This window comes from Mycobacterium sp. (assembly GCF_050700595.1).
In the GTDB taxonomy this organism is placed as follows: Bacteria; Actinomycetota; Actinomycetes; order Mycobacteriales; family Mycobacteriaceae; genus Mycobacterium.
This window is the reverse complement of sequence record NZ_JBOHHI010000046.1, coordinates 1-20,654: the sequence shown is the minus strand read 5'-3', so window position 1 is coordinate 20,654 and position 20,654 is coordinate 1. Positions and strand designations below refer to the sequence as shown.

Genomic DNA, 20,654 nt, shown 5'->3' with positions numbered 1-20,654 from the left:
GCCAACGGCGGCGGCAACGTCGTCGGTGTCAACAACAACACAGACTTCTTGCGGGCCATCAGCACCGGCATGGTGTACGGCATCGCCGAACCGGTACACCGCGGACGGCTTCAGCAGCTGTGGCAGGTGGTGGTCATCGACGACCGGGACCGGGTAGTGGCTCGCGGTCAGGTGCGGCTGCAGAATCTCGAGGCCACCAGCTCGGGTTAGCTCGCCGCCTTCGCTTCCTCGCCCTGATGCGCCTCGGCCGCCATAACGGCCAACTGTTCGATGCGGGTGCGGGCGAATGCCTGCTGTTCGGTGATGGCCAGCTGGCCGCGTCGACCACTCAAGAAGGTCACCGTCCAGGACAGTACGGTGGTGACCTTGTTCTTGAAGCCGATCAGGTACACCAGGTGCAGCAACAACCACGCCAGCCAGGCGAGAAGACCGGCGAACTCCAGCTTGCCGATCTTGGCGACCGCGGAAAACCGCGAGACCGTGGCCATTGAGCCCTTGTCGAAGTATTGAAACGGCTCGCGCTCGGCCGGATCAGCGCCGGCGAGTTCGGCTTTGATCGTGTTGGCGACGTACTTGCCGCCCTGGATGGCACCCTGCGCCACCCCCGGCACGCCCTCGACGGCCGCCATATCACCGACCACGAACACGTTCGGGTAGCCCGGTATCGACAGATCGGGCAACACCTTGACCCGACCCGCTCGATCGAGTTTGACCGACGACTGCCGGGCCAGATCCCTGCCCAACGGGCTGGCAGACACCCCTGCCGACCACACCTTGCAGGCCGATTCGATGCTTCGGGTGGTTCCGTCCGAGTTCCTGACCGTGATCCCGTCGGGGTCGACGTCGGTGACCATCGCGCCGAGTTGGACCTCGACGCCCATCTTCTCCAGTCGCGCCGCTGCCTTTTTGCCGAGTTTGTCGCCCATCGACGGCAGCACCGCGGGGGCGGCGTCGAGCAGGATCACTCGTGCCCTGGTCGAGTCGATCCGCCGGAACGCGCCCTTCAACGTGTGCTCGGCCAGCTCGGCGATCTGCCCGGCCATCTCAACGCCGGTGGGACCGGCGCCGACGACCGTGAAGGTCAGCAGCTTCTTCCGGCGCTCCGGATCTCTGGACCGCTCGGCCTGCTCGAACGCGCTCAAGATCCGGCCCCGCAGCTCCAGCGCATCGTCGATGGACTTCATACCGGGCGCGAACTCGGCGAAGTGGTCGTTGCCGAAGTAGGACTGGCCGGCACCCGCCGCGATGATCAGGCTGTCGTACGGGGTTTGGTAGGTGTGGCCGAGCAAGTCCGAGACCACATTTTTGCCGTCCAGGTCGATATGCGTGACGTCGCCGAGCAACACCTGGACGTTGCGCTGTTGACGCAAGATGACACGGGTCGCCGGAGCGATCGCGCCCTCCGGGATGATGCCGGTCGCGAGCTGGTACAGCATGGGCTGGAACAGGTGATGGGTGGTGCGGGCGATCAGCTTGATGTCGACATCGGCCCGCTTCAGCTTCTTGACCGCGTTCAATCCGCCGAAGCCGGATCCGATGACCACGACTCGATGGCGGCGATTGGGTACAGCAGTGTCTTCGGGTTGGGCACTCATGTTTGTTGGGTTGCTCCTCGACGGCGACTGCGTTCACTAACACGGTAGTCGCCGGACCTGGCCGTTATCGACGCCGATCCTGTGTGATCAACCACATCGGCAGGTGGTCAGGATTGACCGATCAGCGGGTGTAGCGCCTCGGCGGCCTTCGTGACGGCGCCGGGTGTGTAGGCCGGCAGATTGATGATCACGCCGTCGACGCCCGCGTCAAGCACCTTGGTCTTGATCTGGTCGGCTACCGACGCGGCCGTGCCGACCACCATCCGTTGGCTCATCTCGGCGGGAATGAGTTCCGGGCTGGCACTGTCGTCGATTATCACCGTCACCAGCATGCTGGTCTCCACCGTGGCGCGGTCACGCCCGGCCTCGTCGCACCGCTTGGTCAACGCATCGAGCTTGCCGGGAAGCTCGTCGAATCCACCGATGATATTGAGGTGGTCGGCGTAGCGCGCCGCGATCGAGAACGTCTTCTTCTCGCCGCGGCCACCGACCAACAGCGGAATGCGGTCGCGATAGCGGGGGTTGGCGATCGCGGATTCGGTCGTGTACCAGTCACCGGAGAAGGTCGACGACTCACCCTTGATCATCGGGCCGAGGATCTGCAGCGCTTCCTCGAGCCGGTTGAATCGGTCGGTGAAGGTGCCGAACTCGAAGCCCAGCTGGTGATGTTCGAGCTCGAACCATCCGGTTCCGATACCGAGGATCGCCCGGCCGGCGCTCACCACGTCCAGGGTGGTGATGGCCTTGGCCAGCAACGTCGGGTTGCGGTAGGTGTTGCCAGTTACCAAGGTGCCCAACTGAACTCGCTGCGTCGCCGTCGCCAGCGCACCGAGAGCGGTGTAGGCCTCCAGCATCGGCTGGTCGGGTGATCCCAGCATCGGCAATTGATAGAAGTGGTCCATCACGAAGACCGCGTCGAATCCCGCGGTATCCGCTTCGCGGGCCTGCGCGATGACCGTGGGGAAGAGCGCCTCGACGCCGGTGCCGTAGCTGAAGTTAGGTATCTGCAGTCCCAGCCGGATGGTCACGGGATCCACCGTAACGGTCGACGGCCGGACGCGCGCGGGCTAAGCGAACTGAGCGAGTGCGCCGTGACTGACGTGCAAGACCTGGCCGCTGATATGCCGGGCGGCGGGCGTGGTCAGGAACAACGACATGCGCGCGAATTCAGCCGCGACCGGCGGCGGCACGCTGGTCAGACCTTCGTAACCCGGCCGCGCCGAACGCCCGGCGGCGACGACGTTGACAGTGATACCGCGGGTCCCGAAGATCGTCGCCTGGCCCGCGGCCCAGTTCGCCAGCGCGGCCTTCACCCCGGCGTCCACGCTGCCCGAACGCGGGTTCTCCGGCACCACGCTGATGATCGACCCGCCGGAACTCAGGTGATCGCCGACGGCTTGCACCGTCAGCACCGCCGACAGCACCGTTGCGTCCAGCGCGTTGCGCCACGCCCCGGCCTGGTCGGCAAGCGTGTAGGTGCGCGGGTCACCGGCATCCCAACGCGGCGCAGGCACGTTGACGATGGTGTCCAAGTGATGCGGGAAAAGCTCCCGGACGTCGGCCAGGCTCTCGGGGTTGGTGTTATCGCAGACGATCGCGTCCGCGTCGAGCTCCTTGGCGACCACTTCCAGATCATCTCGACGTGCGCCGACCAGCGTCACGCTGTGACCGTCATCCCGAAAACCTTGAGCAACAACACGACCCAGGTCAGTGTCGCCTCCGGTGACTAGCACCTCCACCGCCATGGCCTCCCTCGTGTTCAACAACGCTGACGCGCGTGATGGCGTCGATCTCGATCGATGTTACTGGACAGTAGCTAATGGCGAAACTTCCGGCGGGCACAACCCGGACACCATTTCGATAACGGTTCGGAGATTTTGCGAACGCCGCTAGGGTTTGACGCATGCGTCGGATCTGGGTGCTGACCGGTTTGACGTCGCTGATCCTGGTGGCGAACCTGACCGGTTGTAGCTCGAAACCTTCGCCGACCTCGCAGTCTTCGTCGTCCCCGAGTGCCCGGACGATCGTGGTGTTCGCGGCCGCATCGCTGCGACCGACGTTCACCCAGATCGCCGAGCACTTCAAAACCGGCAACCCCGGTGCCGACGTCGACTTCGACTTCGCCGGCTCCTCGGAACTGGCCACCCAGCTGACCCAGGGTGCAACCGCCGACGTTTTCGCGTCGGCGGACACCGCCCAAATGGACAGCGTCGCCGGCGCAGGCTTGCTCGGCGGAACCCCGGTCAATTTCGCGTCGAACTCCCTGGTCATCGTCACGGCGCCGGGTAACCCGAAGAAGGTGAAGTCGTTCGCCGACCTCACCGAACCCGGTCTGAGCGTGGTGATATGTCAACAACCGGTGCCCTGCGGTGCGGCGGCACGGCGCATCGAGGACAAAACCGGCGCGCACCTCAACCCGGTCAGCGAAGAACCGAACGTCACCGACGTGCTCAACAAGGTCACCACCGGCCAGGCCGACGCCGGACTGGTCTACCTCACCGACGCCGTCAACGCCGGCGAGAAGGTCGCTACCGTCAAGTTTCCCGAGGCCGCCGACGTGGTGAACGTGTACCCGATCGCGGTGCTGAAGAACGCGTCCCAGCCCGCGCCGGCACAGAAATTCGTCGACCTGGTGACCGGTCAGACCGGTCAGAAAATCCTGGATCAGGCCGGCTTTGCCAAGCCCTGAGCGACGCCCCGGCGAGTCACCTTGAACGGACCCTCCAGGCTGCCGCGCTGGGTCTACGTTCCCGCCGTCGTGGGGACGGCGTTCGTCGTGCTGCCATTGGTGGCGGTGGCGGTCAAGCTCGACTGGCCGCATTTTTGGGAGTTGATCACCAGAGCGTCGTCGCGGACGGCGCTGTGGCTGAGTGTGAAGACGGCCGTCGCCAGCACCGTGCTGTGCGTGCTGCTGGGCGTGCCGATGGCGATGATGCTGGCCCGTAGCCGGGCGCGGCTGGTGCGGTGGCTGCGGCCGGTGATCCTGCTGCCGCTGGTGCTGCCGCCGGTGGTCGGCGGTATCACGTTGCTGTACACGTTCGGCCGGCTGGGCTTGATCGGGCGATATCTGGATGCCGCCGGCATCAGCATCGCGTTCACCACCACCGCGGTGGTGTTGGCGCAGACCTTTGTCTCGTTGCCGTTTCTGGTGATCGCCGTGGAGGGCGCGGCCCGAACCGCCGGGGCCGACTACGAGGTGGTGGCGGCGACGCTGGGTGCCCGGCCCGCCGCAGTGTGGTGGCGGGTAACGCTGCCGTTGTTGCTGCCGGGCCTGGTGTCCGGTGCGGTGCTGGCGTTTGCCCGGTCGTTGGGGGAATTCGGCGCGACGCTGACGTTCGCCGGTTCCAGGCAGGGTGTCACCCGCACACTGCCGCTGGAGATCTATCTGCAGCGGGTCACCGACGCCGATGCGGCGGTGGCGTTGTCGATCCTGCTGGTGGCGGTGGCAGCGTTGGTGGTGCTGGGCGTGGGAACCCGCAGGCTGGCCGGGCCCGGCGCCGGGTAGCCCCCTGTGACCGAATTGCAGCTTTGGGCCGTCGTCGCCGATCGCCAGGTGGACGTGCAGTTTTCCGTGCCCCCGGGTGAAGTGCTCGCAGTTCTGGGACCCAATGGCGCAGGTAAGTCCACCGCGCTACATGTGATCGCCGGGCTGGTTCGCCCCGACACGGGTCGGGTGCGCCTGGGTCAGCGGATACTGACCGACACCGAGAACGGGCTGCATGTGCCCACACATCAGCGTCGGGTGGGGCTGCTGTTACAGGATCCACTGCTGTTCCCGCACTTGAGCGTCGCGGCCAACGTGGCCTTCGGACCGCACAGCCGTCGCCGCAGGTTCTGGGCCGGGCATGCGCCCGAGCGCGCAACCGCGTTGCACTGGCTGCGTGAAGTGGACGCCGAGCCGTTGGCCGATCGTCGGCCCCGGCAACTATCCGGTGGCCAGGCTCAACGCGTCGCGATCGCGCGGGCGTTGGCCGCCGAACCGGACGTGCTGCTGCTCGACGAGCCACTGTCAGGCCTGGATATCGCGGCGGCCGCGGCAATCCGCGCGGTGCTGCGCAAAGTGGTCGCCCGGGACGGACGCGCGACGGTCCTGGTGACACACGACCTGCTTGACGTGGTCACGCTGGCCGATCGCGTGCTGGTGCTCGAATCAGGCAAGGTCGCCGAGGTCGGCCGGGTGGCCGATGTGTTGGCGGCGCCACGCAGCCATTTCGGCGCCCGCATCGCCGGCATCAACCTGATCAACGGAACGATCGAGGTCGACGGCACCTTACACACCTGCTCGGACGCCCATTGGCATGGCACTGCGGCCGAGGAACTCGGCACCGGACAGCGCGCCGTCGCGGTATTCGCCCCGGCGGCGGTGGCGGTCTACCGTGACCAGCCGCATGGCAGCCCGCGCAACACCGTGGCGGTCACCGTGGCGGAGCTGGACACCCGCGGCCCCACGGTGCGGCTGCGCGCCGAGGACCAGCCCGACGGCGCGCCCGGACTGGCCGCCGACGTCAGCGTCGACGCTGCCGCGGAGCTTCGACTGGCTCCCGGTCAGCGCTTGTGGTTTTCGGTAAAGGCTCAGGAAGTGGCGCTGCACAGGGCACCGCCACACCGCCCGGGGCAGACCTGAGATAACGGTCGGCAAACAAGCCACATAATCTCCCAATCCGCACTTGCGTCACGGCTGTAACACGGTAGGTTCCTTGCCATGGAGCAGCTGGACCCAACCCCAACCCGACCCACAGGTCTCTGGGCAACGCTGGCGATCGCCGCGATAACCGGTGCCGGCGCTGTCACCATCGCGTTGCCGGCGACCACGGCAAGCGCCGATCCGGTACCCGCCCCGCCGGGCACTACCACTGCGGCGCCCGCGCCGGCCAGTCCCAACGCGTCGCCGGATACCGCACCCGGCCCGGCGGGCCCGGAGGCTGCGCCGCCGCCGGCCGACCCGGTCGCCGCGCCGCCGGGAACCGACCCCAACGCGCCGCCGCCGGTGGCCGACCCCAACGCGCCCCAACCCGGGCGCATCGACAACCCGCCGGGCGGGTTCAGCTATGTCATTCCGGCCGGCTGGGTGGAATCGGACGCCACGCACCTCGACTACGGGTCGGCGCTGCTCAGCAAGGAGACCGGCCCCGGTGCACCCGGGCAGCCGCCGCAGGTCGCCAATGACACCCGGGTCGTACTGGGCAGGTTGGACCAGAAGCTGTACGCGAGTGCCGAAGCCGACAACACCGCGGCCGCGACCCGGCTGGCCTCCGATATGGGTGAGTTTTTCATGCCGTATCCCGGGACGCGGCTCAACCAGGCAACCACTCCGCTGGCCGCCAACGGGATGGCGGGCAGTGCGTCATACTACGAGGTCAAATTCAGCGATGCCGCCAAGCCCAATGGCCAGATCTGGGCGGGTGTGATCGGCCCGACCGCGCCGAACACGACGCAGGGCGCCCAAAAGCAGCGCTGGTTTGTGGTGTGGCTCGGGACCGCCAATAACCCGGTGGACCAGCCCGGAGCGGTGACGTTGGCCCAGTCGGTCCTTCCGTTGGCCGCACCGCCGCCGGCGCCGGCTGCACCGCCCGCCCCGGGCGCCCCGGCACCCGCACCAGGAGCCCCCGCACCGCCACCGGGAGCCCCCGCACCGCCGCCCGCGGCCCCTGCACCGGCACCGGCTCCCGGTGCGCCGCAACAGCAGCCGGCTCCGGCCCCCGCCGGTGAAAACGGTCCGGTCACCACGTCGGCTATCGGGACGATGTCGACCTGAGCGGCTGATCGCAAGCGGACGCGCTATACCTCCAAGGACAGTCCAACTTTGGACTTGGCCACTGCGAGCAAGGAGGTCCGGATGGACGTCATGGCGGCTACCGAGTTTCTGGCACGCTCAACCACACTGACCAGCGTCGGGTGGATCGGCTACATCATCATCGGCGCCATTGCAGGCTGGATCGCCGGCAAGATCGTGCGCGGCGGCGGCGCAGGCATCTTGATGAACATCGTGGTCGGTGTCATCGGCGCGTTGATCGGCGGCTTCTTGCTCAGCTTCTTCGTCGACACCTCCGCCGGCGGCTGGTGGTTCACATTGTTCACCGCGATCCTGGGCTCGGTGATCCTGCTATGGATCGTCGGGCTAGTGCGGCGGTCGTAGGCGGGCTGGTCCGTGGCGGCATGATGGAGTAATGGCTTCCAACACCGCCACCACGATGAGCGCGTGGCGGGTGCGTCGGCCCGGCCCGATGAAAACCGGCCCGCTGGAACGCATCACCACCGAAGTGCCGCGCCCGGCGGCCGACGAGCTGCTGGTGGCGGTGCACGCGTGCGGGGTGTGCCGCACCGACCTGCACGTCACCGAGGGTGACCTTCCCGTGCACCGCGACCGGGTCACGCCCGGGCACGAGGTGGTGGGGGAGGTCGTGGAGGTGGGCGCCGACGCCGGCGATGAGTTCGCTGCCGGCGACCGGGTCGGAATCGCCTGGCTGCGGCACACCTGCGGGGTGTGCAAGTACTGTCACCGGGGCAGCGAAAACTTGTGCCCGCAGTCGCGCTACACCGGCTGGGACGCCGACGGCGGCTACGCTGAATTCGCCACGGTCCCCGCGACATTCGCCCACCACCTGCCGAGCGGCTACAGCGACAGTGAGCTGGCGCCGCTGTTGTGCGCCGGGATCATCGGATACCGCTCGCTGCTGCGCGCTGAGCTGCCGCCCGGCGGCCGGTTGGGCCTGTACGGTTTCGGTGGCAGCGCCCACATCACCGCGCAGGTCGCGCTGGCGCAGGGTGCCGAGCTGCACGTGATGACCCGCGGCGACAACGCTCGCGAGTTGGCGCTGGAATTGGGTGCCGCATCGGCCCAGGGGGCCTACGATCTGCCGCCGGTGCCGCTGGACGCAGCGATCCTGTTCGCCCCGGTCGGTGAGCTGGTGCTGCCGGCGCTGGAGGCGCTGGACCGGGGTGGCACGCTGGCGATCGCCGGCATCCACCTCAGCGACATCCCGAGCCTGAACTACCAGCGTCACCTGTTCCAGGAACGCCAGGTCCGGTCGGTGACATCGAACACCCGCGCCGACGCGCGGGCTTTCCTCGAGCTCGCGGGCCAGCATCACATCAACGTCACCACCCCGGAATACCCACTCGGACAAGCTGACCGGGCGCTCTCGGACCTGAGCGTCGGGCGTATATCCGGTGCTGCGGTACTGCTGGTGTAAAGCATCGATGACTCTGCGTGTACCAGGCAAAAGTGCGAGTAGCGTGCCTGGTCAACGCAGAGTCAACGACGCGGCCTGGGTTCAGGTCGACAACTGCCACACCAGGGCGGCAGCCAACGCTCCCACCCCGTTCAGCGACCAGTGCAGCGCGATCGGCGCGATCAGGCTGCCGCTGCGCCGGCGCAGCCAGCTGAACACGAACCCGGCCGTCCCGGTCGCGAAAACCGCCAACGTCACACCGGCCAGCGTGCCGACCAGCCCGCCGCCGAACAGCCGGGTAAAGCCGACATTGCTACTGGTCAAGCCCAGCGAAGTGGCAATATGCCACAGCCCGAACAAAAGCGAGCCGGCCACCGCGGCACCGCGGAAACCCCAGGCCCGGCTCAGCGCGCCGTGCAGCACACCCCGGAACGCCAACTCCTCGGGAATGACGGTCTGCAGCGGAATGACGATCATCGAGGCGATCAGCGCGCCGGAAATCGTCGCGTAATGGTTGTTCATGAACATCGGCCGCGTCACCGGCAGCAGCGCGCCGAGGCCGACCACCGAAACCACGACGATCACCCCGGCCAGCGCGTACGCCGACCCGGATTTCCAGTGCTCACGACCGAGCCCGAGCTCTGCCCAGCCCAAACCGTTGGAGCGCAACAGGATTACCAGGCCGACGGCCGCGGCCGGAACCGCGACGACGCCGGCCCACGGCGTGGTGAAGTGTGCGATCAGGTTCGTCGCCACCAGCACCACCACGACAACGGCGATGTCGACGTAGACGCGGAACCGGTGCAGCGCGGAGGGCCGTGACACCCCCGGATGGGGTTCGGCGACGACCGCGCTCGCGTGACCGGACATCTGACCAGGCTACCTGCCGGCGCCCCAGGTCCACCCGGCGATCTGCGGGTCATCCTCGCCGTGCTCGCGGGTGTAACGACGAGCCGCCAACCGGGCGTCGGCCATCCGCTGCCGCAGCTCAGCGGCCCGCGAACCCAGCCCGTCAACCCGGTCAATGACGTCCATCACCAGGTGAAACCTGTCGAGATCGTTGAGCATCACCATGTCGAACGGTGTCGTCGTGGTACCGCGTTCCTTGAAGCCGCGCACATGCATGTGGTGGTGGTTGGTCCGCCGGTAGCTGAGCCGGTGGATCAGCCACGGATAGCCGTGGTAGGCGAAGATAACCGGCTTGTCGCGGGTGAACAATGCATCGAACTCGGTGTCCGGCAAGCCATGTGGGTGCTCGGTTTCCGGTTGCAGCCGCATGATGTCGACGACGTTGACCACCCGCACAGCCAGGTCCGGTAGTTCGCGGCGCAGGATGTCGGCGGCGGCCAGCGTCTCCAGTGTCGGGACGTCGCCGGCGCAGGCCAGCACCACGTCGGGTTCTGCGGCCGCGGTGCTCGCCCACGGCCAGATCCCGAGGCCGCGGGTGCAGTGCTCGATCGCGGAGTCCATGTCCAGGTAGGCCAGTGCGGGCTGCTTGCCGGCGACGATCACGTTGACGTAGTCGCGGCTGCGCAGGCAATGGTCGGCCACCGACAGCAAGGTGTTGCCGTCCGGCGGCAGGTAGACCCGCATCACCTCGGGGCGTTTGTTGGCGACGATGTCGATGAATCCAGGGTCCTGATGCGAGGCGCCGTTGTGGTCCTGTCGCCAGACGTGCGAGGTCAGCAGGTAGTTCAGCGACGCGATCGGGCGCCGCCACGGCAGCTCGCGGCTGGTGTATAGCCATTTTGCGTGCTGGTTGAGCATCGAGTCGACGATGTGCACGAAGGCCTCATAGCAGTTGAACAACCCGTGCCGGCCGGTCAACAGATAACCCTCCAGCCAGCCCTGACACAGGTGCTCGGAGAGCACTTCCATGACGCGGCCGCCCGGGGCCAGATTTTCGTCGTCGGGCATCGGCTCGGACAGCCAGACTTTGTCGGTGGACGCGTAGACGGCGTCCAGCCGGTTGGAGGCGGTCTCGTCGGGACCCATCAGCCGGAACCGATCGGGATTGCGCGCGATCACATCCCGCAAGAACGTGCCCAGCACCCGGGTGGCCTCATGGGTTTGTGCGGCGGGTTGCGCGACATCCACCGCATAGTCACGAAAGTCCGGCAGATCCAGGTCGTGCAGCAGCAGCCCCCCGTTGGCGTGCGGATTTGCGCTCATCCGCCGGTCACCGGCGGGCGCCAGCGCACGCAATTCCGGACGCAAACTTCCGTTGTCGTCGAACAGTTCCGCAGGTCGGTAGCCGTGCAGCCACCGTTCCAGCTGTGCGCGGTGCGATGGGTTGTCGTGCGTCTCGGCGAGCGGAACCTGGTGCGATCGCCAGGTGCCCTCGACCTGTTTACCGTCGACCACCTCGGGACCGGTCCAGCCCTTGGGCGTTCGCAGCACGATCATCGGCCAGACCGGCCGCTCGACGGTAGCGCTGCTGCGGGCGGCGCGGTGAATGGCCGCGATGTCGTCGAACGCGTCGTCGAGCGCGGCGGCAAGCTGTTGGTGCACGTTGGCCGGGTCGTCCCCGGCGACGGTGATCGGCCGATAGCCGTAGCCGCGCAGCAGCGACTCCAGTTCGGCGGGTGGGATGCGGGCCAGCACGGTCGGGTTGGCGATCTTGTAGCCGTTGAGGTGCAGGATCGGCAACACCGCACCATCGGTGGCCGGGTTGAGGAACTTGTTGGAATGCCAGCTGGCGGCCAGCGGCCCGGTTTCAGCTTCACCGTCGCCGATCACACAGGCCACCACCAGGTCCGGGTTGTCGAACGCCGCGCCATGGGCGTGCACCAGCGCGTAGCCGAGCTCGCCGCCCTCATGGATCGAGCCGGGCGTCTGGGCAGCCACGTGGCTGGGGATACCACCCGGAAAAGAGAACTGCCGGAACAGCTTTCGCAGCCCCTCGGTGTCCTCGCCGATTCCGGTGTACACCTCGCTGTAGGTGCCTTCCAGATATGCATTGGCGACAAGGCCGGGACCGCCGTGCCCGGGTCCGGTGATGAAGATGACGCTGGCGTCGCGGTTGCGGATGACCCGGTTCAGGTGCGCATAGATCAAATTCAGGCCAGGGGTGGTGCCCCAGTGACCCAGCAGCCGGGGCTTGACGTGCTCGGCCGCCAGCGGTTCGCGCAACAGCGGGTTATCCAGGAGGTAGATCTGACCTACCGACAAATAGTTGGCGGCACACCAGTAGGCGTGGATGCGGTCACGTTCGTCATCGGTGAGGACGGCTGGCGTCGCGGTGTCTGGGCTCATCTGTCCGATTGTCCGGATTGTCGGCGAACTACGCTGAGGCCATGGTCGACGGTCTGCTGGCGTCACTGCGAGTGCTTGACCTGTCCGGTGACGACGGTGACGCGGTGAGCCGGCTGCTGGCCGATCTGGGTGCCGATGTCCTCAAGGTTGAGCCGCCGGGCGGCAGCCCGGCCCGCACCCGGGCGCCGACGCTGGCCGGGGCAAGCCTGCCGTTTGCGCTGCACAACGCCAACAAGCGCAGCACTGTGCTGGACCCCTCCGACCCGCAGGATCGCGCCCGGTTCATCGAGCTCGCGGGCAGCGCCGACATCGTCGTCGATAGCGGCGCCCCGGGTCAGGCTGCCGCCTACGGCACCCCGTGCGCCGAGTTGGCCGACCGGTATCCCCATCTGGTGGCGTTGTCGATCAGCGACTTCGGCGCCGCCGGACCGCGCTCGTCGTGGTGGGCCACCGATCCGGTGTTCTACGCGCTGTCGGGCTCGCTGTCCCGGTCCGGTCCCACCACCGGGACACCGGTGTTACCGCCCGACGGCATTGCGTCGGCCACCGCCGCGGTGCAAGCAGCCTGGTCCACGCTCGTCGCGTATTACAACCGGCTGCGTTGCGGTACAGGAGATTACATCGACTTCTCCCGATTCGACGCGGTGGTGATGGCGCTCGACCCGGCGTTCGGCGCGCACGGCCAGGCGTCCGCCGGCGTCCGCAGGCCCGATCGGTGGCGGGGGCGGCCGAAAAATCAGGACGCCTACCCGATCTACCGCTGCAGCGACGGCTACGTCCGGATCTGTGTGATGTCGCCACGCCAGTGGCGCGGTCTGCGGCACTGGCTGGGGGAGCCGGAGGCATTTCAGAACCCCCGCTACGAGGTGATCGCGGCGCGGTTCGCCGCCTGGCCGCAGATCAGTGTGCTGATCGAGGAGTTGTTCGCCGGGGAGAGCATGAAGGCGTTGGTGTCGGCCGGGCAGGCCAACGGGGTACCGATCGCCGCGGTGCTGTCCCCGCCGCAGATCCTGGCTTCTGAGCACTTCCGGTCGGTGGGTGCCGTCGCCGAGGCCGAACTCGTCCCGGGTGTGCACAGCAGGATCCCGGTCGGCTATATCTCCGTTGACGGGCAGCACACCGGTTTCCGGACGCCGGCGCCGGCGGCGGGGCACGACGACGCATCCTGGCTCGCCGGGCCGGCCGTCATCGCCGCCCGCGGCGCCGCTACCCGTCCGTTCGATGGGCTGCGCATCGTCGACCTCGGCATCATCGTCGCCGGCGGCGAATGCAGCCGGTTGTTCGGCGATCTAGGCGCCGAGGTCATCAAGGTCGAAAGCACCGCCTATCCCGACGGCTTGCGGCAGGCCCGGGTCGGTGAGGCGATGAGTGAGTCATTCGCCTGGACACATCGCAACAACCTCGGATTCGGTGTGGATCTGCGCAGCCAGGAAGGCAAGCGGATTTTCGGCCGCTTGGTCGCCGACGCGGATGCGGTGTTCGCCAACTTCAAGCCGGGAACCCTTGCCGCTCTGGGTTTTCCGTATGATACTTTGCACCGCTTCAACCCGCGGATCGTGCTCGCCGAGAGCAGCGCGTTCGGCGCCACCGGTCCGTGGAGCGCCCGGCTCGGTTATGGCCCGCTGGTGCGCGCCACCGCCGGAGTCACCAGGCTGTGGACCTCCGACGCGGCGCAAGCCGACACCGCGCGGCATCCGTTCTACGACGCGACGACGGTGTTCCCGGATCACGTGATCGGGCGGATCACCGCGATCGGGGCGCTGGCCGCGCTGATTCACCGGGACCGGACCGCCAGCGGAACCCGCGTGCATGTCTCCCAGGCCGAGGCCGTCGTCAACCAACTCGACACCCTGTACGTCACCGAAGCAGCGCGGGATGCCGGTCGAGCCGAACTGCGCGACGACACCAGCGTGCACGCTGTCTACCCGTGCGCCGGCGATGACGAGTGGTGCGTTATCTCGATTCGCGATGATGCCGACTGGCAAAGGGCAACAACAGTTTTCGGATTACCACAGCTGGCCGACGATAAGCGGTTTGCCGCCGGTGAGTCGCGGGTGGCCCATCGCGACGAGTTGGCGGCGACGGTCACGACGTGGACCCGCACCCGCTCGCCGGTGCAGGTCGCCGAGGCACTGCAATCGGTCGGAGTGCCCGCCGGCCAGATGAACCGGCCGCCGGACATTCTCGAAGACCCGCAACTGTTGGCGCGCAAGTTGTTCAGCGACATGACTCATCCGCTGTTCGACCATCGGTTGCCGGCCGAAACCGGCCCGGCGCCGTTTCGTCACATCCCGCCGGCCCCGCAGCGGCCCGCGCCGCTGCCCGGTCAGGACACCCGCGAGATCTGCCGCAAGATGCTGCAGATGAGCAGCGAGGAAACCGAGCAGCTGATCAACGCCGGCGTGCTGTTCGCGTCCACCGACACCCCTTAGGTTCGAAAGGTTCCGCCATGCCCGTCGACCCGCGGACACCGGTGCTGATCGGCTACGGCCAGGTCAACCAGCACGAGAGCAGCCCCGACACCGAACCCGTCGATCTGATGGCCGCGGCGGCGCGCGAAGCCGCCGACGAACGGGTGCTGGCGGCGGTCGACTCGATCCGGGTGGTCAACCTGTTTTCGGCGCGCTACCGGGACCCCGGCCTGCTACTCGGCCGGCGGATCGGCGCCGACCATCCCGCCACCGGCTACAGCGGTGTGGGCGGCAACGTGCCGCAAACGCTGGTGAACCGGGCCTGCCTGGACATCCGGCACGACCGCGCAGGGGTGGTGCTGATTGCCGGGGCGGAAACCTGGCGAACGAGGATGCAGCTGCGCGCCCAGGGCCGCAAACTCGGCTGGACGCACCAGGACGAATCGGTCCCGATCGCGCAGGGCGGTGACGAAGATGTGCGGATGTCCGGCCCGGCCGAGGAGCGCATTGGGCTGGACCGTCCGGCGTATGTGTATCCGATGTTCGAGGAGGCGCTGCGGATCAGCACGGGCGAATCGAGCGACGACCACCGCAGGCGGATCGGCGAGTTGTGGGCGGGGTTCAACGCGGTGGCGGTGCACAATCCGCACGCCTGGATCCGTAAGCATGTTGAGGCGCAGCAGATTTGGCAACCCGGCCCGACCAACCGGATGATCAGCTGGCCCTACACCAAGTTGATGAACTCCAACAACATGGTCGACCAGGGTGCTGCGCTCGTCCTGACGTCGGCGCAGACCGCGACCCGCCTGCAGGTCCCGACCGAGCGCTGGGTTTACCCGTATGCGGGCACCGATGCGCACGACACCTACGCGATCAGCGAACGCGCCGAACTGCACCGCTGCACGGCGATCCGGATCGGCGGGCAGCGGGCGCTTGCCCTGGCCGGCCTGGGTGTCGACGACGTCGACTACGTCGACCTGTACTCGTGCTTCCCGTCGGCTGTGCAGATCGCGGCGGCTGAATTGGGGCTGCCGGTCGACGATCCTGGCCGGCCGCTGACCGTCACCGGCGGGCTGACTTTCGCCGGCGGCCCGTGGAGCAACTACGTCACGCATTCGATCGCGACGATGGCCGAACTGTTGATCGCCAACCCCGGTCGGCGCGGCCTGATCACCGCCAACGGCGGCTATTTGACCAAGCACAGCTTCGGTGTGTACGGCACGGAGCCGCCGTCCTGCCAATTCCGTTGGGAGGACGTGCAATCCGCGGTCGATCGGGAACCGACCCGGCGTGCGGCGGTGGAGTGGGAAGGTGTCGGCACCGTCGAAGCCTGGACGACACCGTTTGACCGCGACGGCCGGCCGGACAAGGCGTTCCTGGCTGTTCGCACCCCCGACGAGTCGCGCACCCTGGCTCTGATACCGGATGCGGCTTCGGCTGAGGCGACCGTGCGCGACGACATCGCCGGCGCCAAGGTGGCGGTCCGCGCGGACGGCACCGCCACCCTGCGGTAACCGCCCGATCTGACGTTCGAGTCAAAAGCTTCTCGGGGACAGCGCCGGCGCGCCTATTGTCGGGGAAGAGACCGGGAGGTGAGCAGGCATCCGGATTCTGGTGACCGGCGTGACGGGCGTGGTCGGACGTGTGGTGGCCCGACAGCTGGCGGCCGCCGGACACTCGGTCTGCGGAATCGCCCGGCACCCGCACGACCAGCTGGACCCCGAGGTCGAGTATGTGTGCGCACCGCTCGGCGGCCCGATCCTGCAGGAGCTCGCCGACGAAGCGCAGGTGGTCCTGCATCTCGCCCCGATCGATCCCACCGCACCCGGCAGTGCCGGGATCAACGGCGTCGTGCGCGTCACGCACGCGGCCGCCCGGGCCGGAGCACGGCTGATTTTCGTATCCCAGGCGGCCGGCGAGCCCAAGCTGTACCGGCACGCCGAGACACTGGTCTCCACCGGCTGGGCGCCGAGCCTGATCATCCGGATGGCACCGCCGGTGGGCCGTCAGCTCGACTGGATGGTGTGCCGCACGGTGGCCACGCTGCTGCGCAGCAAGGCCTCCCCGGAGCCGCTGCGGCTGCTGCACCTCGATGACCTGGTCCGCTTCCTGGCGCTCGCGGTCACGGCCAACACCACCGGTGTGGCCGATCTCGCGACACCGGACGTCACCAACCTGGCCGTCGCACGACATCAGCTGCATTTGGTTGATCAACCGTCGCGCCGAACTCCAACCTGGGCACAGCTGAAGCCCGATATGAACGCTTCTGCGCTGCAGGCTGATTGGCAGTTTGAGTTCGGTTGGTCGGCGAGCGACGCCGTCGCCGACACGGCACGCGGACTCCTCGGCCGCAAACTCGGCGTCGCCGGCGCCACCGACCTGCCCGGTCATCTGCCGTTGCCGTTTGAACCCACGCCGCGGTCCGGACCGTTCGACGGCGCGCCGTTGCACTGCGCGGCACCGGACGGGCTGGAAGGGGAGTTCGACGACCGGATCGATCCGCGATTCCCGGTCTTCAGCGCGGCGCCACTCGCCGAGACCCTGCCCGGACCGTTGACACCGATGACACTCGACGTCCAGCTGGGCGGCTTGCGGACGGCCAACCGGGTGATCGCCCAGGCGACAACACCGGGCGATGTGGTCGCCGCCGAGTGGGGCAACCGGGCCATCGCGGTGTTCGGCCATCGTCCCTATGTCGGACTGTCGATCAGCATGATCGCCGCAAGCCAGCTACCCGGCTGGGACGAGCAGGCGGTTGTCCATCAGTCGCTGACCGGCGGGCTGCTCGGAACGGCCGCCAAGGCAGTTGTCGCGACGCGGGCGTTGGCCATGCTGCGCCACCTGAAGGCCGACACGCAGGCCTACAGCTATGCCGCGGCTGCCGAACACCTTGACGCCGCACAGCTGAGCTCACTGTCCGATGCGGGCCTGGAGGTGCGAATCCAGCTGTTGCGAGACCGAATTCACCAGGGCTGGGGGCTCGTCGCGCTCTGGCTGATCGACACCGGCGTCACCGCCGCGGCGCTGGAGCGCAGTGCCGCACACCCGCCGGTGTCCGGGGTTGGCGCCCTGCTGGAAAGCCGCCGCATTACCGCGGAGACCGCTGCATTGGCGGCGATGCTGCGCCGCGATCCACAGCTACGTCAGCTGGCCGAGCGCGGTGATCTCGCCGGGATCCGCGGGCTCGTTCCCAGTGCCGCCGCCGAGGTCGATTCGGCGGTTTCCCGGCTCGCCTACCGCGGTCCGGTGGAAGTCGAGCTGGCCAACCCGGTGTTCGGCGACGATCCGGCGATGCTGCTCGTTGCCGCTGCGGCGACGCCGACCGGCCCGGTGTCCTGGCCGGAAACGTCGGCGGGCACCCTGCCCGAGCGGCTGACGGCCAAACCGCGACTGTCCCGGGAGCTGGCGTACGACACCACCATGTGGTTCACCCATGAACTGCGAATGACACTGCGCGAGTTGGGTTCCCGGCGGGCCTCGGCCGACCTCGTCGACACGGTAGCCGACGTGTACTACCTGACCTGCGACGAACTGCTCGCCATGCCCGGTGACGCCCGGCTGCGGATCAAGCGTCGGCGCGCAGAGCGAGAGCGGTTGCAGGCGCTGCACCTACCCACCGTCATCGATCGCACCTGGGAGCCGCTTGACGCGGCTTCGAGCGGTTAGCTCGCCAATTCGGCCAGCGGGGCCTGCGGGTCGGCCAGCCGGTCGGGATCCACCGGACGCTGTGAGCCGATCAAGCCCTTGACGTCGTCGAGCACATCCCAGATGTTGACGTTCATGCCGGCCAGTACCCGGTTGCCGGCGTCGAGCCAGAACGCGACGAATTCCCGTCCGTCGACGTCGCCGCGAAACACCACCCGCTCGTATCGGGGCGCGTAACCGACATACTCCATGCCCAAGTCGTACTGGTCGGTGAAAAAGTACGGCAGTTCGGTGTATGGGGTTGGGTTGCCGAGCATGCCCGCCACCGCCGCCGCAGGCTGCTTGAGCGCGTTGGCCCAGTGTTCGGTGCGGATACGCTCGGCGAACAGCGGATGGTCGGCCGCGGCGATATCACCAACCGCATAGATGTCGGCATCGCTGGTGCGCAGCGACGCGTCGACCAGCACCCCGCCGTCGCCCATCGACAACCCGGCTTCGGCCGCGAGTTCGATGTTGGGTTGGGCACCGACAGCAACCAGCACAGCGTCCGCGCCGATCGTCGACCCGCCGTGCAGCCGCAGGCCGGTGGCCTTGCCGCCGGCGACCGTGATCTCCTCGACCTGGGACTGCAGCCGCAGGTCGACGCCGTGGTCGCGATGCAAGGTGGCGAACACGGTGCCGACCTCTTCGCCGAGCGCGGCCAGCAGCGGCAGTTTGGCGGTCTCGACGACAGTGACGTCGACATCGCGCGCCCGCGCGCTGGCGGCGACTTCCAGGCCGATCCACCCGGCGCCCACGATGGCAACCGAAGAACCGTCACCCAGCAGGGAATTCAGCGCGGAGGCGTCTTCAATGGTCCGCAGATAATGAACGCCGTCGGCATCGGACCCCGGTATCGGCGGCCGCCGTGAGCGCGAGCCGGTGGCCAGCAGCAGCTTGTCGTATCCGATGGCGGCGTCGTCGCCCAGACTGACGCGGTGTTCGCCCGGATCCACTGCCGCTACCCGCACCCCGAGTCGCAAGTCGATGTTGTGGTCGCGGTACCAGTCCGAATCGTGCACTGTGAAATCGTTGAGCTGCTTCTTGCCCGCGAGAAACTCCTTGGACAGCGGCGGTCGCTCGTAGGGTAGATGCTCCTCCTCGGCGAGGAGAATAATTTGCCCATCGAACTCGTTGTCGCGCAGGGCTTCTGCTGCTTTTGCGCCGGCAAGTCCGCCGCCGACGATGACGAATGTGGTTGAGCTGGCCATGGCGTCCACCCTACTCGGCTGCGCTAGGAACCCGCGTACATCGCCTCCGGATCCGGACCGGGCATCCGGATGTAGACGAAATCAACCGGTCACCCGCCGGCCCACGTCGTCGTCCAGCGACGCCCGCACCAGCGCCGCGGCCAGGCGGGCGTTGTCATGCGGCGCCAGCCGGCCCAGTTCCGTCGGCTCGGCGGGCAGACCCAGTTTTTCGGCGCCGGCGATCGCGCGCTTGTCGAAGTACGGCCGCACCCAGGTCCACACGTCCTGCACTTCGCGCAGGAAAATGGCGGCACCGGTGTCACCGATGCCGCTGAACTCCTTGAGCATGCGGGTTGCCGATCGCACATCGTGGTCACTGCGCCGGGCGAGTTCGCGCAAATCGCCGGAGTACTCGTCGCGGACCCGCTCGGCGATGGCGGTGAGCCGGGCGGCCGAGCTTTCGTCGTAGCGCACATAGTGGGCGCGGTCGAACGCGCGGATCATGGTGAGCTCGTCGGATGCCAGCACGGCGTTCGGCGTGCGTAGGCCGTCGGCGAACAGTTCACGCCCGGCGCGCATGGCGATCGTCGCGTCGATCGGCTTGCTGGCCAACATGCACAGCACCAGCAGCTGAAACAGCGGCATGGGTTTATCGCTGAGCCGGACTCCCGCCTCGGCCGCGTAGGTGCTGCCGGCGACCTTGAGCAGTCGACGCACCAGGTCCTCGGGCTCCATAGCTCTCACTTCGGCGGCAGGCTGCGCACGTAGTCCAAGCTGCGAGTCACCCAACCCTGCAATTGGCGTTTGGTTTTCACGCCGTCGTCGTCGACCCGCAGCCAGCCGCGCATGTGCCGTCCCCCCATCACCATCTGGTTGACGTGCGCCCGGGCGAGCAGCTTGTCGGTCTCGTCCGGTGGCACCCGCACCAGCAGGCCGCCCTGACCACTGGCCGCCACGGACATGTTGCCGTTGATCAAAAACGCCAGCCCACCGAACATCGGTTTTTCCTCCACGCCGCGCAGGGGGGCGAGCAGTTCACGGATCCGGTCGGCAAGCTCGAGGTCGTAGGCCATCCGGTGTCAGTCCAGATCCACCCGGATGGTCAGGAGATCGGTGCCCATCGTGCGCACCCCGGCGCTGTTGAGCCGCGGTAGGCTGCGCAACCGTTCCCGCGGGTCGTCGTCGGGCAGCAGATGAGCGGTTCCGTTGCGCCACCGGCCGTGAATGCGCACGCGCACCGCGGGATTGGCCTTGATGTTGTGCACATAATCCGAATGCTCGCCGTGCTCGGAGACCATCCAGAACGCGTTGCCGACTACCCCGCCACCTACCGCGGTGCGCCGCGGC

At 67.7% G+C, this 20,654-nt stretch carries 19 protein-coding genes; 10 read left to right on the top strand and 9 right to left on the bottom strand.

Features of this window, described 5'->3' with window-relative positions:
* A partial coding sequence (locus ACRDTL_RS04055; protein ID WP_431505433.1) for a PaaI family thioesterase occupies positions 1-210 on the top strand: 210 nt, incomplete at its 5' end.
* Here ACRDTL_RS04055 and ACRDTL_RS04050 read toward each other — a convergent pair.
* The 3 genes from ACRDTL_RS04050 to ACRDTL_RS04040 all read right to left on the bottom strand — a co-directional run bounded on the left by ACRDTL_RS04050 (position 207) and on the right by ACRDTL_RS04040 (position 3,340).
* On the bottom strand, positions 207-1,595 hold the full coding sequence (locus ACRDTL_RS04050; protein ID WP_431505432.1) for an NAD(P)/FAD-dependent oxidoreductase: 1,389 nt from the start codon (positions 1,593-1,595) through the stop codon (positions 207-209). The two genes, ACRDTL_RS04055 and ACRDTL_RS04050, sit on opposite strands and share 4 nt — an antisense overlap.
* Positions 1,596-1,702: 107 nt before the next feature.
* The gene (locus ACRDTL_RS04045) at positions 1,703-2,623 is read right to left on the bottom strand and encodes an LLM class F420-dependent oxidoreductase (RefSeq protein ID WP_431505431.1); all 921 of its coding nucleotides are present in this window, start codon (positions 2,621-2,623) and stop codon (positions 1,703-1,705) included.
* Between the two features lie 39 nt (positions 2,624-2,662).
* Complete coding sequence (locus ACRDTL_RS04040) at positions 2,663-3,340, bottom strand: SDR family oxidoreductase (RefSeq protein ID WP_431505430.1); 678 nt, start codon at positions 3,338-3,340, stop codon at positions 2,663-2,665.
* 158 nt (positions 3,341-3,498) lie between these two features.
* On the opposite strand from ACRDTL_RS04040, the gene modA reads away from it, so the two are divergent.
* The 6 genes from modA (at position 3,499) to ACRDTL_RS04010 (ending at position 8,788) form a co-directional block, all read left to right on the top strand.
* Positions 3,499-4,284, top strand: coding sequence for a molybdate ABC transporter substrate-binding protein (gene modA, locus ACRDTL_RS04035; protein WP_431505429.1), 786 nt, complete (start codon positions 3,499-3,501; stop codon positions 4,282-4,284).
* A 21-nt stretch (positions 4,285-4,305) separates the two neighbouring features.
* Entirely contained in the window at positions 4,306-5,100 is a 795-nt protein-coding gene (locus tag ACRDTL_RS04030) for an ABC transporter permease (protein ID WP_431505428.1), read from the top strand.
* A gap of 6 nt (positions 5,101-5,106) precedes the next feature.
* Positions 5,107-6,219, top strand: a complete 1,113-nt coding sequence (locus tag ACRDTL_RS04025; RefSeq protein ID WP_431505427.1) for a sulfate/molybdate ABC transporter ATP-binding protein — start codon at positions 5,107-5,109, stop codon at positions 6,217-6,219.
* Positions 6,220-6,297: 78 nt separating this feature from the next.
* A complete protein-coding gene (locus ACRDTL_RS04020; protein WP_431505426.1) occupies positions 6,298-7,350 on the top strand; it encodes an alanine and proline-rich secreted protein Apa in 1,053 nt (350 codons plus the stop codon).
* A gap of 81 nt (positions 7,351-7,431) precedes the next feature.
* Positions 7,432-7,731: a GlsB/YeaQ/YmgE family stress response membrane protein gene (locus ACRDTL_RS04015; RefSeq protein WP_431505425.1), complete on the top strand. Its 300-nt coding sequence runs from the start codon at positions 7,432-7,434 to the stop codon at positions 7,729-7,731.
* Between the two features lie 31 nt (positions 7,732-7,762).
* Positions 7,763-8,788: a zinc-binding alcohol dehydrogenase family protein gene (locus ACRDTL_RS04010; protein WP_431505424.1), complete on the top strand. Its 1,026-nt coding sequence runs from the start codon at positions 7,763-7,765 to the stop codon at positions 8,786-8,788.
* Positions 8,789-8,869: 81 nt separating this feature from the next.
* Here the strand turns inward: ACRDTL_RS04010 and ACRDTL_RS04005 are convergent, their stop codons facing one another.
* Together ACRDTL_RS04005 and ACRDTL_RS04000 are read right to left on the bottom strand one after the other, a co-directional pair.
* Entirely contained in the window at positions 8,870-9,637 is a 768-nt protein-coding gene (locus tag ACRDTL_RS04005; protein ID WP_431505423.1) for a CPBP family intramembrane glutamic endopeptidase, read from the bottom strand.
* A gap of 9 nt (positions 9,638-9,646) precedes the next feature.
* Positions 9,647-12,022: a phosphoketolase family protein gene (locus tag ACRDTL_RS04000; protein ID WP_431505422.1), complete on the bottom strand. Its 2,376-nt coding sequence runs from the start codon at positions 12,020-12,022 to the stop codon at positions 9,647-9,649.
* A 41-nt stretch (positions 12,023-12,063) separates the two neighbouring features.
* On the opposite strand from ACRDTL_RS04000, the gene ACRDTL_RS03995 reads away from it, so the two are divergent.
* The 3 genes from ACRDTL_RS03995 (at position 12,064) to ACRDTL_RS03985 (ending at position 18,099) form a co-directional block, all read left to right on the top strand.
* Positions 12,064-14,454, top strand: coding sequence for a CaiB/BaiF CoA transferase family protein (locus tag ACRDTL_RS03995; RefSeq protein ID WP_431505421.1), 2,391 nt, complete (start codon positions 12,064-12,066; stop codon positions 14,452-14,454).
* A gap of 17 nt (positions 14,455-14,471) precedes the next feature.
* Positions 14,472-15,947, top strand: a complete 1,476-nt coding sequence (locus ACRDTL_RS03990) for an acetyl-CoA acetyltransferase (protein ID WP_431505420.1) — start codon at positions 14,472-14,474, stop codon at positions 15,945-15,947.
* Positions 15,948-16,035: 88 nt separating this feature from the next.
* Positions 16,036-18,099 carry an NAD-dependent epimerase/dehydratase family protein gene (locus ACRDTL_RS03985; RefSeq protein WP_431505434.1) on the top strand — a complete coding sequence of 688 codons (2,064 nt, stop codon included), beginning with the start codon at positions 16,036-16,038 and terminating at the stop codon, positions 18,097-18,099.
* Here the strand turns inward: ACRDTL_RS03985 and ACRDTL_RS03980 are convergent.
* From ACRDTL_RS03980 to ACRDTL_RS03965, 4 genes are all read right to left on the bottom strand, one after another.
* Positions 18,096-19,328, bottom strand: a complete 1,233-nt coding sequence (locus tag ACRDTL_RS03980) for an NAD(P)/FAD-dependent oxidoreductase (RefSeq protein ID WP_431505419.1) — start codon at positions 19,326-19,328, stop codon at positions 18,096-18,098. The genes ACRDTL_RS03985 and ACRDTL_RS03980 overlap by 4 nt on opposite strands.
* 81 nt (positions 19,329-19,409) lie before the next feature.
* Positions 19,410-20,042 (bottom strand): endonuclease, encoded by a 633-nt coding sequence (locus ACRDTL_RS03975; protein WP_431505418.1) that lies wholly within the window; start codon positions 20,040-20,042, stop codon positions 19,410-19,412.
* Between the two features lie 5 nt (positions 20,043-20,047).
* Positions 20,048-20,380 carry a TfoX/Sxy family protein gene (locus tag ACRDTL_RS03970; RefSeq protein ID WP_431505417.1) on the bottom strand — a complete coding sequence of 111 codons (333 nt, stop codon included), beginning with the start codon at positions 20,378-20,380 and terminating at the stop codon, positions 20,048-20,050.
* A gap of 6 nt (positions 20,381-20,386) precedes the next feature.
* A partial coding sequence (locus tag ACRDTL_RS03965) for a nitroreductase/quinone reductase family protein (protein WP_431505416.1) occupies positions 20,387-20,654 on the bottom strand: 268 nt, incomplete at its 5' end.

What these genes read in the sequence shown, in the direction of transcription:
- ACRDTL_RS04050 (WP_431505432.1), bottom strand. Translation starts at nt 1,595, where the DNA reads ATGAGTGCCCAACCCGAAGACACTGCTGTACCCAATCGCCGCCATCGA.
- ACRDTL_RS04040 (WP_431505430.1), bottom strand. Translation starts at nt 3,340, where the DNA reads ATGGCGGTGGAGGTGCTAGTCACCGGAGGCGACACTGACCTGGGTCGT.
- modA (WP_431505429.1), top strand. Translation starts at nt 3,499, where the DNA reads ATGCGTCGGATCTGGGTGCTGACCGGTTTGACGTCGCTGATCCTGGTG.
- ACRDTL_RS04020 (WP_431505426.1), top strand. Translation starts at nt 6,298, where the DNA reads ATGGAGCAGCTGGACCCAACCCCAACCCGACCCACAGGTCTCTGGGCA.
- ACRDTL_RS04015 (WP_431505425.1), top strand. Translation starts at nt 7,432, where the DNA reads ATGGACGTCATGGCGGCTACCGAGTTTCTGGCACGCTCAACCACACTG.
- ACRDTL_RS04010 (WP_431505424.1), top strand. Translation starts at nt 7,763, where the DNA reads ATGGCTTCCAACACCGCCACCACGATGAGCGCGTGGCGGGTGCGTCGG.
- ACRDTL_RS04005 (WP_431505423.1), bottom strand. Translation starts at nt 9,637, where the DNA reads ATGTCCGGTCACGCGAGCGCGGTCGTCGCCGAACCCCATCCGGGGGTG.
- ACRDTL_RS04000 (WP_431505422.1), bottom strand. Translation starts at nt 12,022, where the DNA reads ATGAGCCCAGACACCGCGACGCCAGCCGTCCTCACCGATGACGAACGT.
- ACRDTL_RS03995 (WP_431505421.1), top strand. Translation starts at nt 12,064, where the DNA reads ATGGTCGACGGTCTGCTGGCGTCACTGCGAGTGCTTGACCTGTCCGGT.
- ACRDTL_RS03990 (WP_431505420.1), top strand. Translation starts at nt 14,472, where the DNA reads ATGCCCGTCGACCCGCGGACACCGGTGCTGATCGGCTACGGCCAGGTC.
- ACRDTL_RS03980 (WP_431505419.1), bottom strand. Translation starts at nt 19,328, where the DNA reads ATGGCCAGCTCAACCACATTCGTCATCGTCGGCGGCGGACTTGCCGGC.
- ACRDTL_RS03975 (WP_431505418.1), bottom strand. Translation starts at nt 20,042, where the DNA reads ATGGAGCCCGAGGACCTGGTGCGTCGACTGCTCAAGGTCGCCGGCAGC.
- ACRDTL_RS03970 (WP_431505417.1), bottom strand. Translation starts at nt 20,380, where the DNA reads ATGGCCTACGACCTCGAGCTTGCCGACCGGATCCGTGAACTGCTCGCC.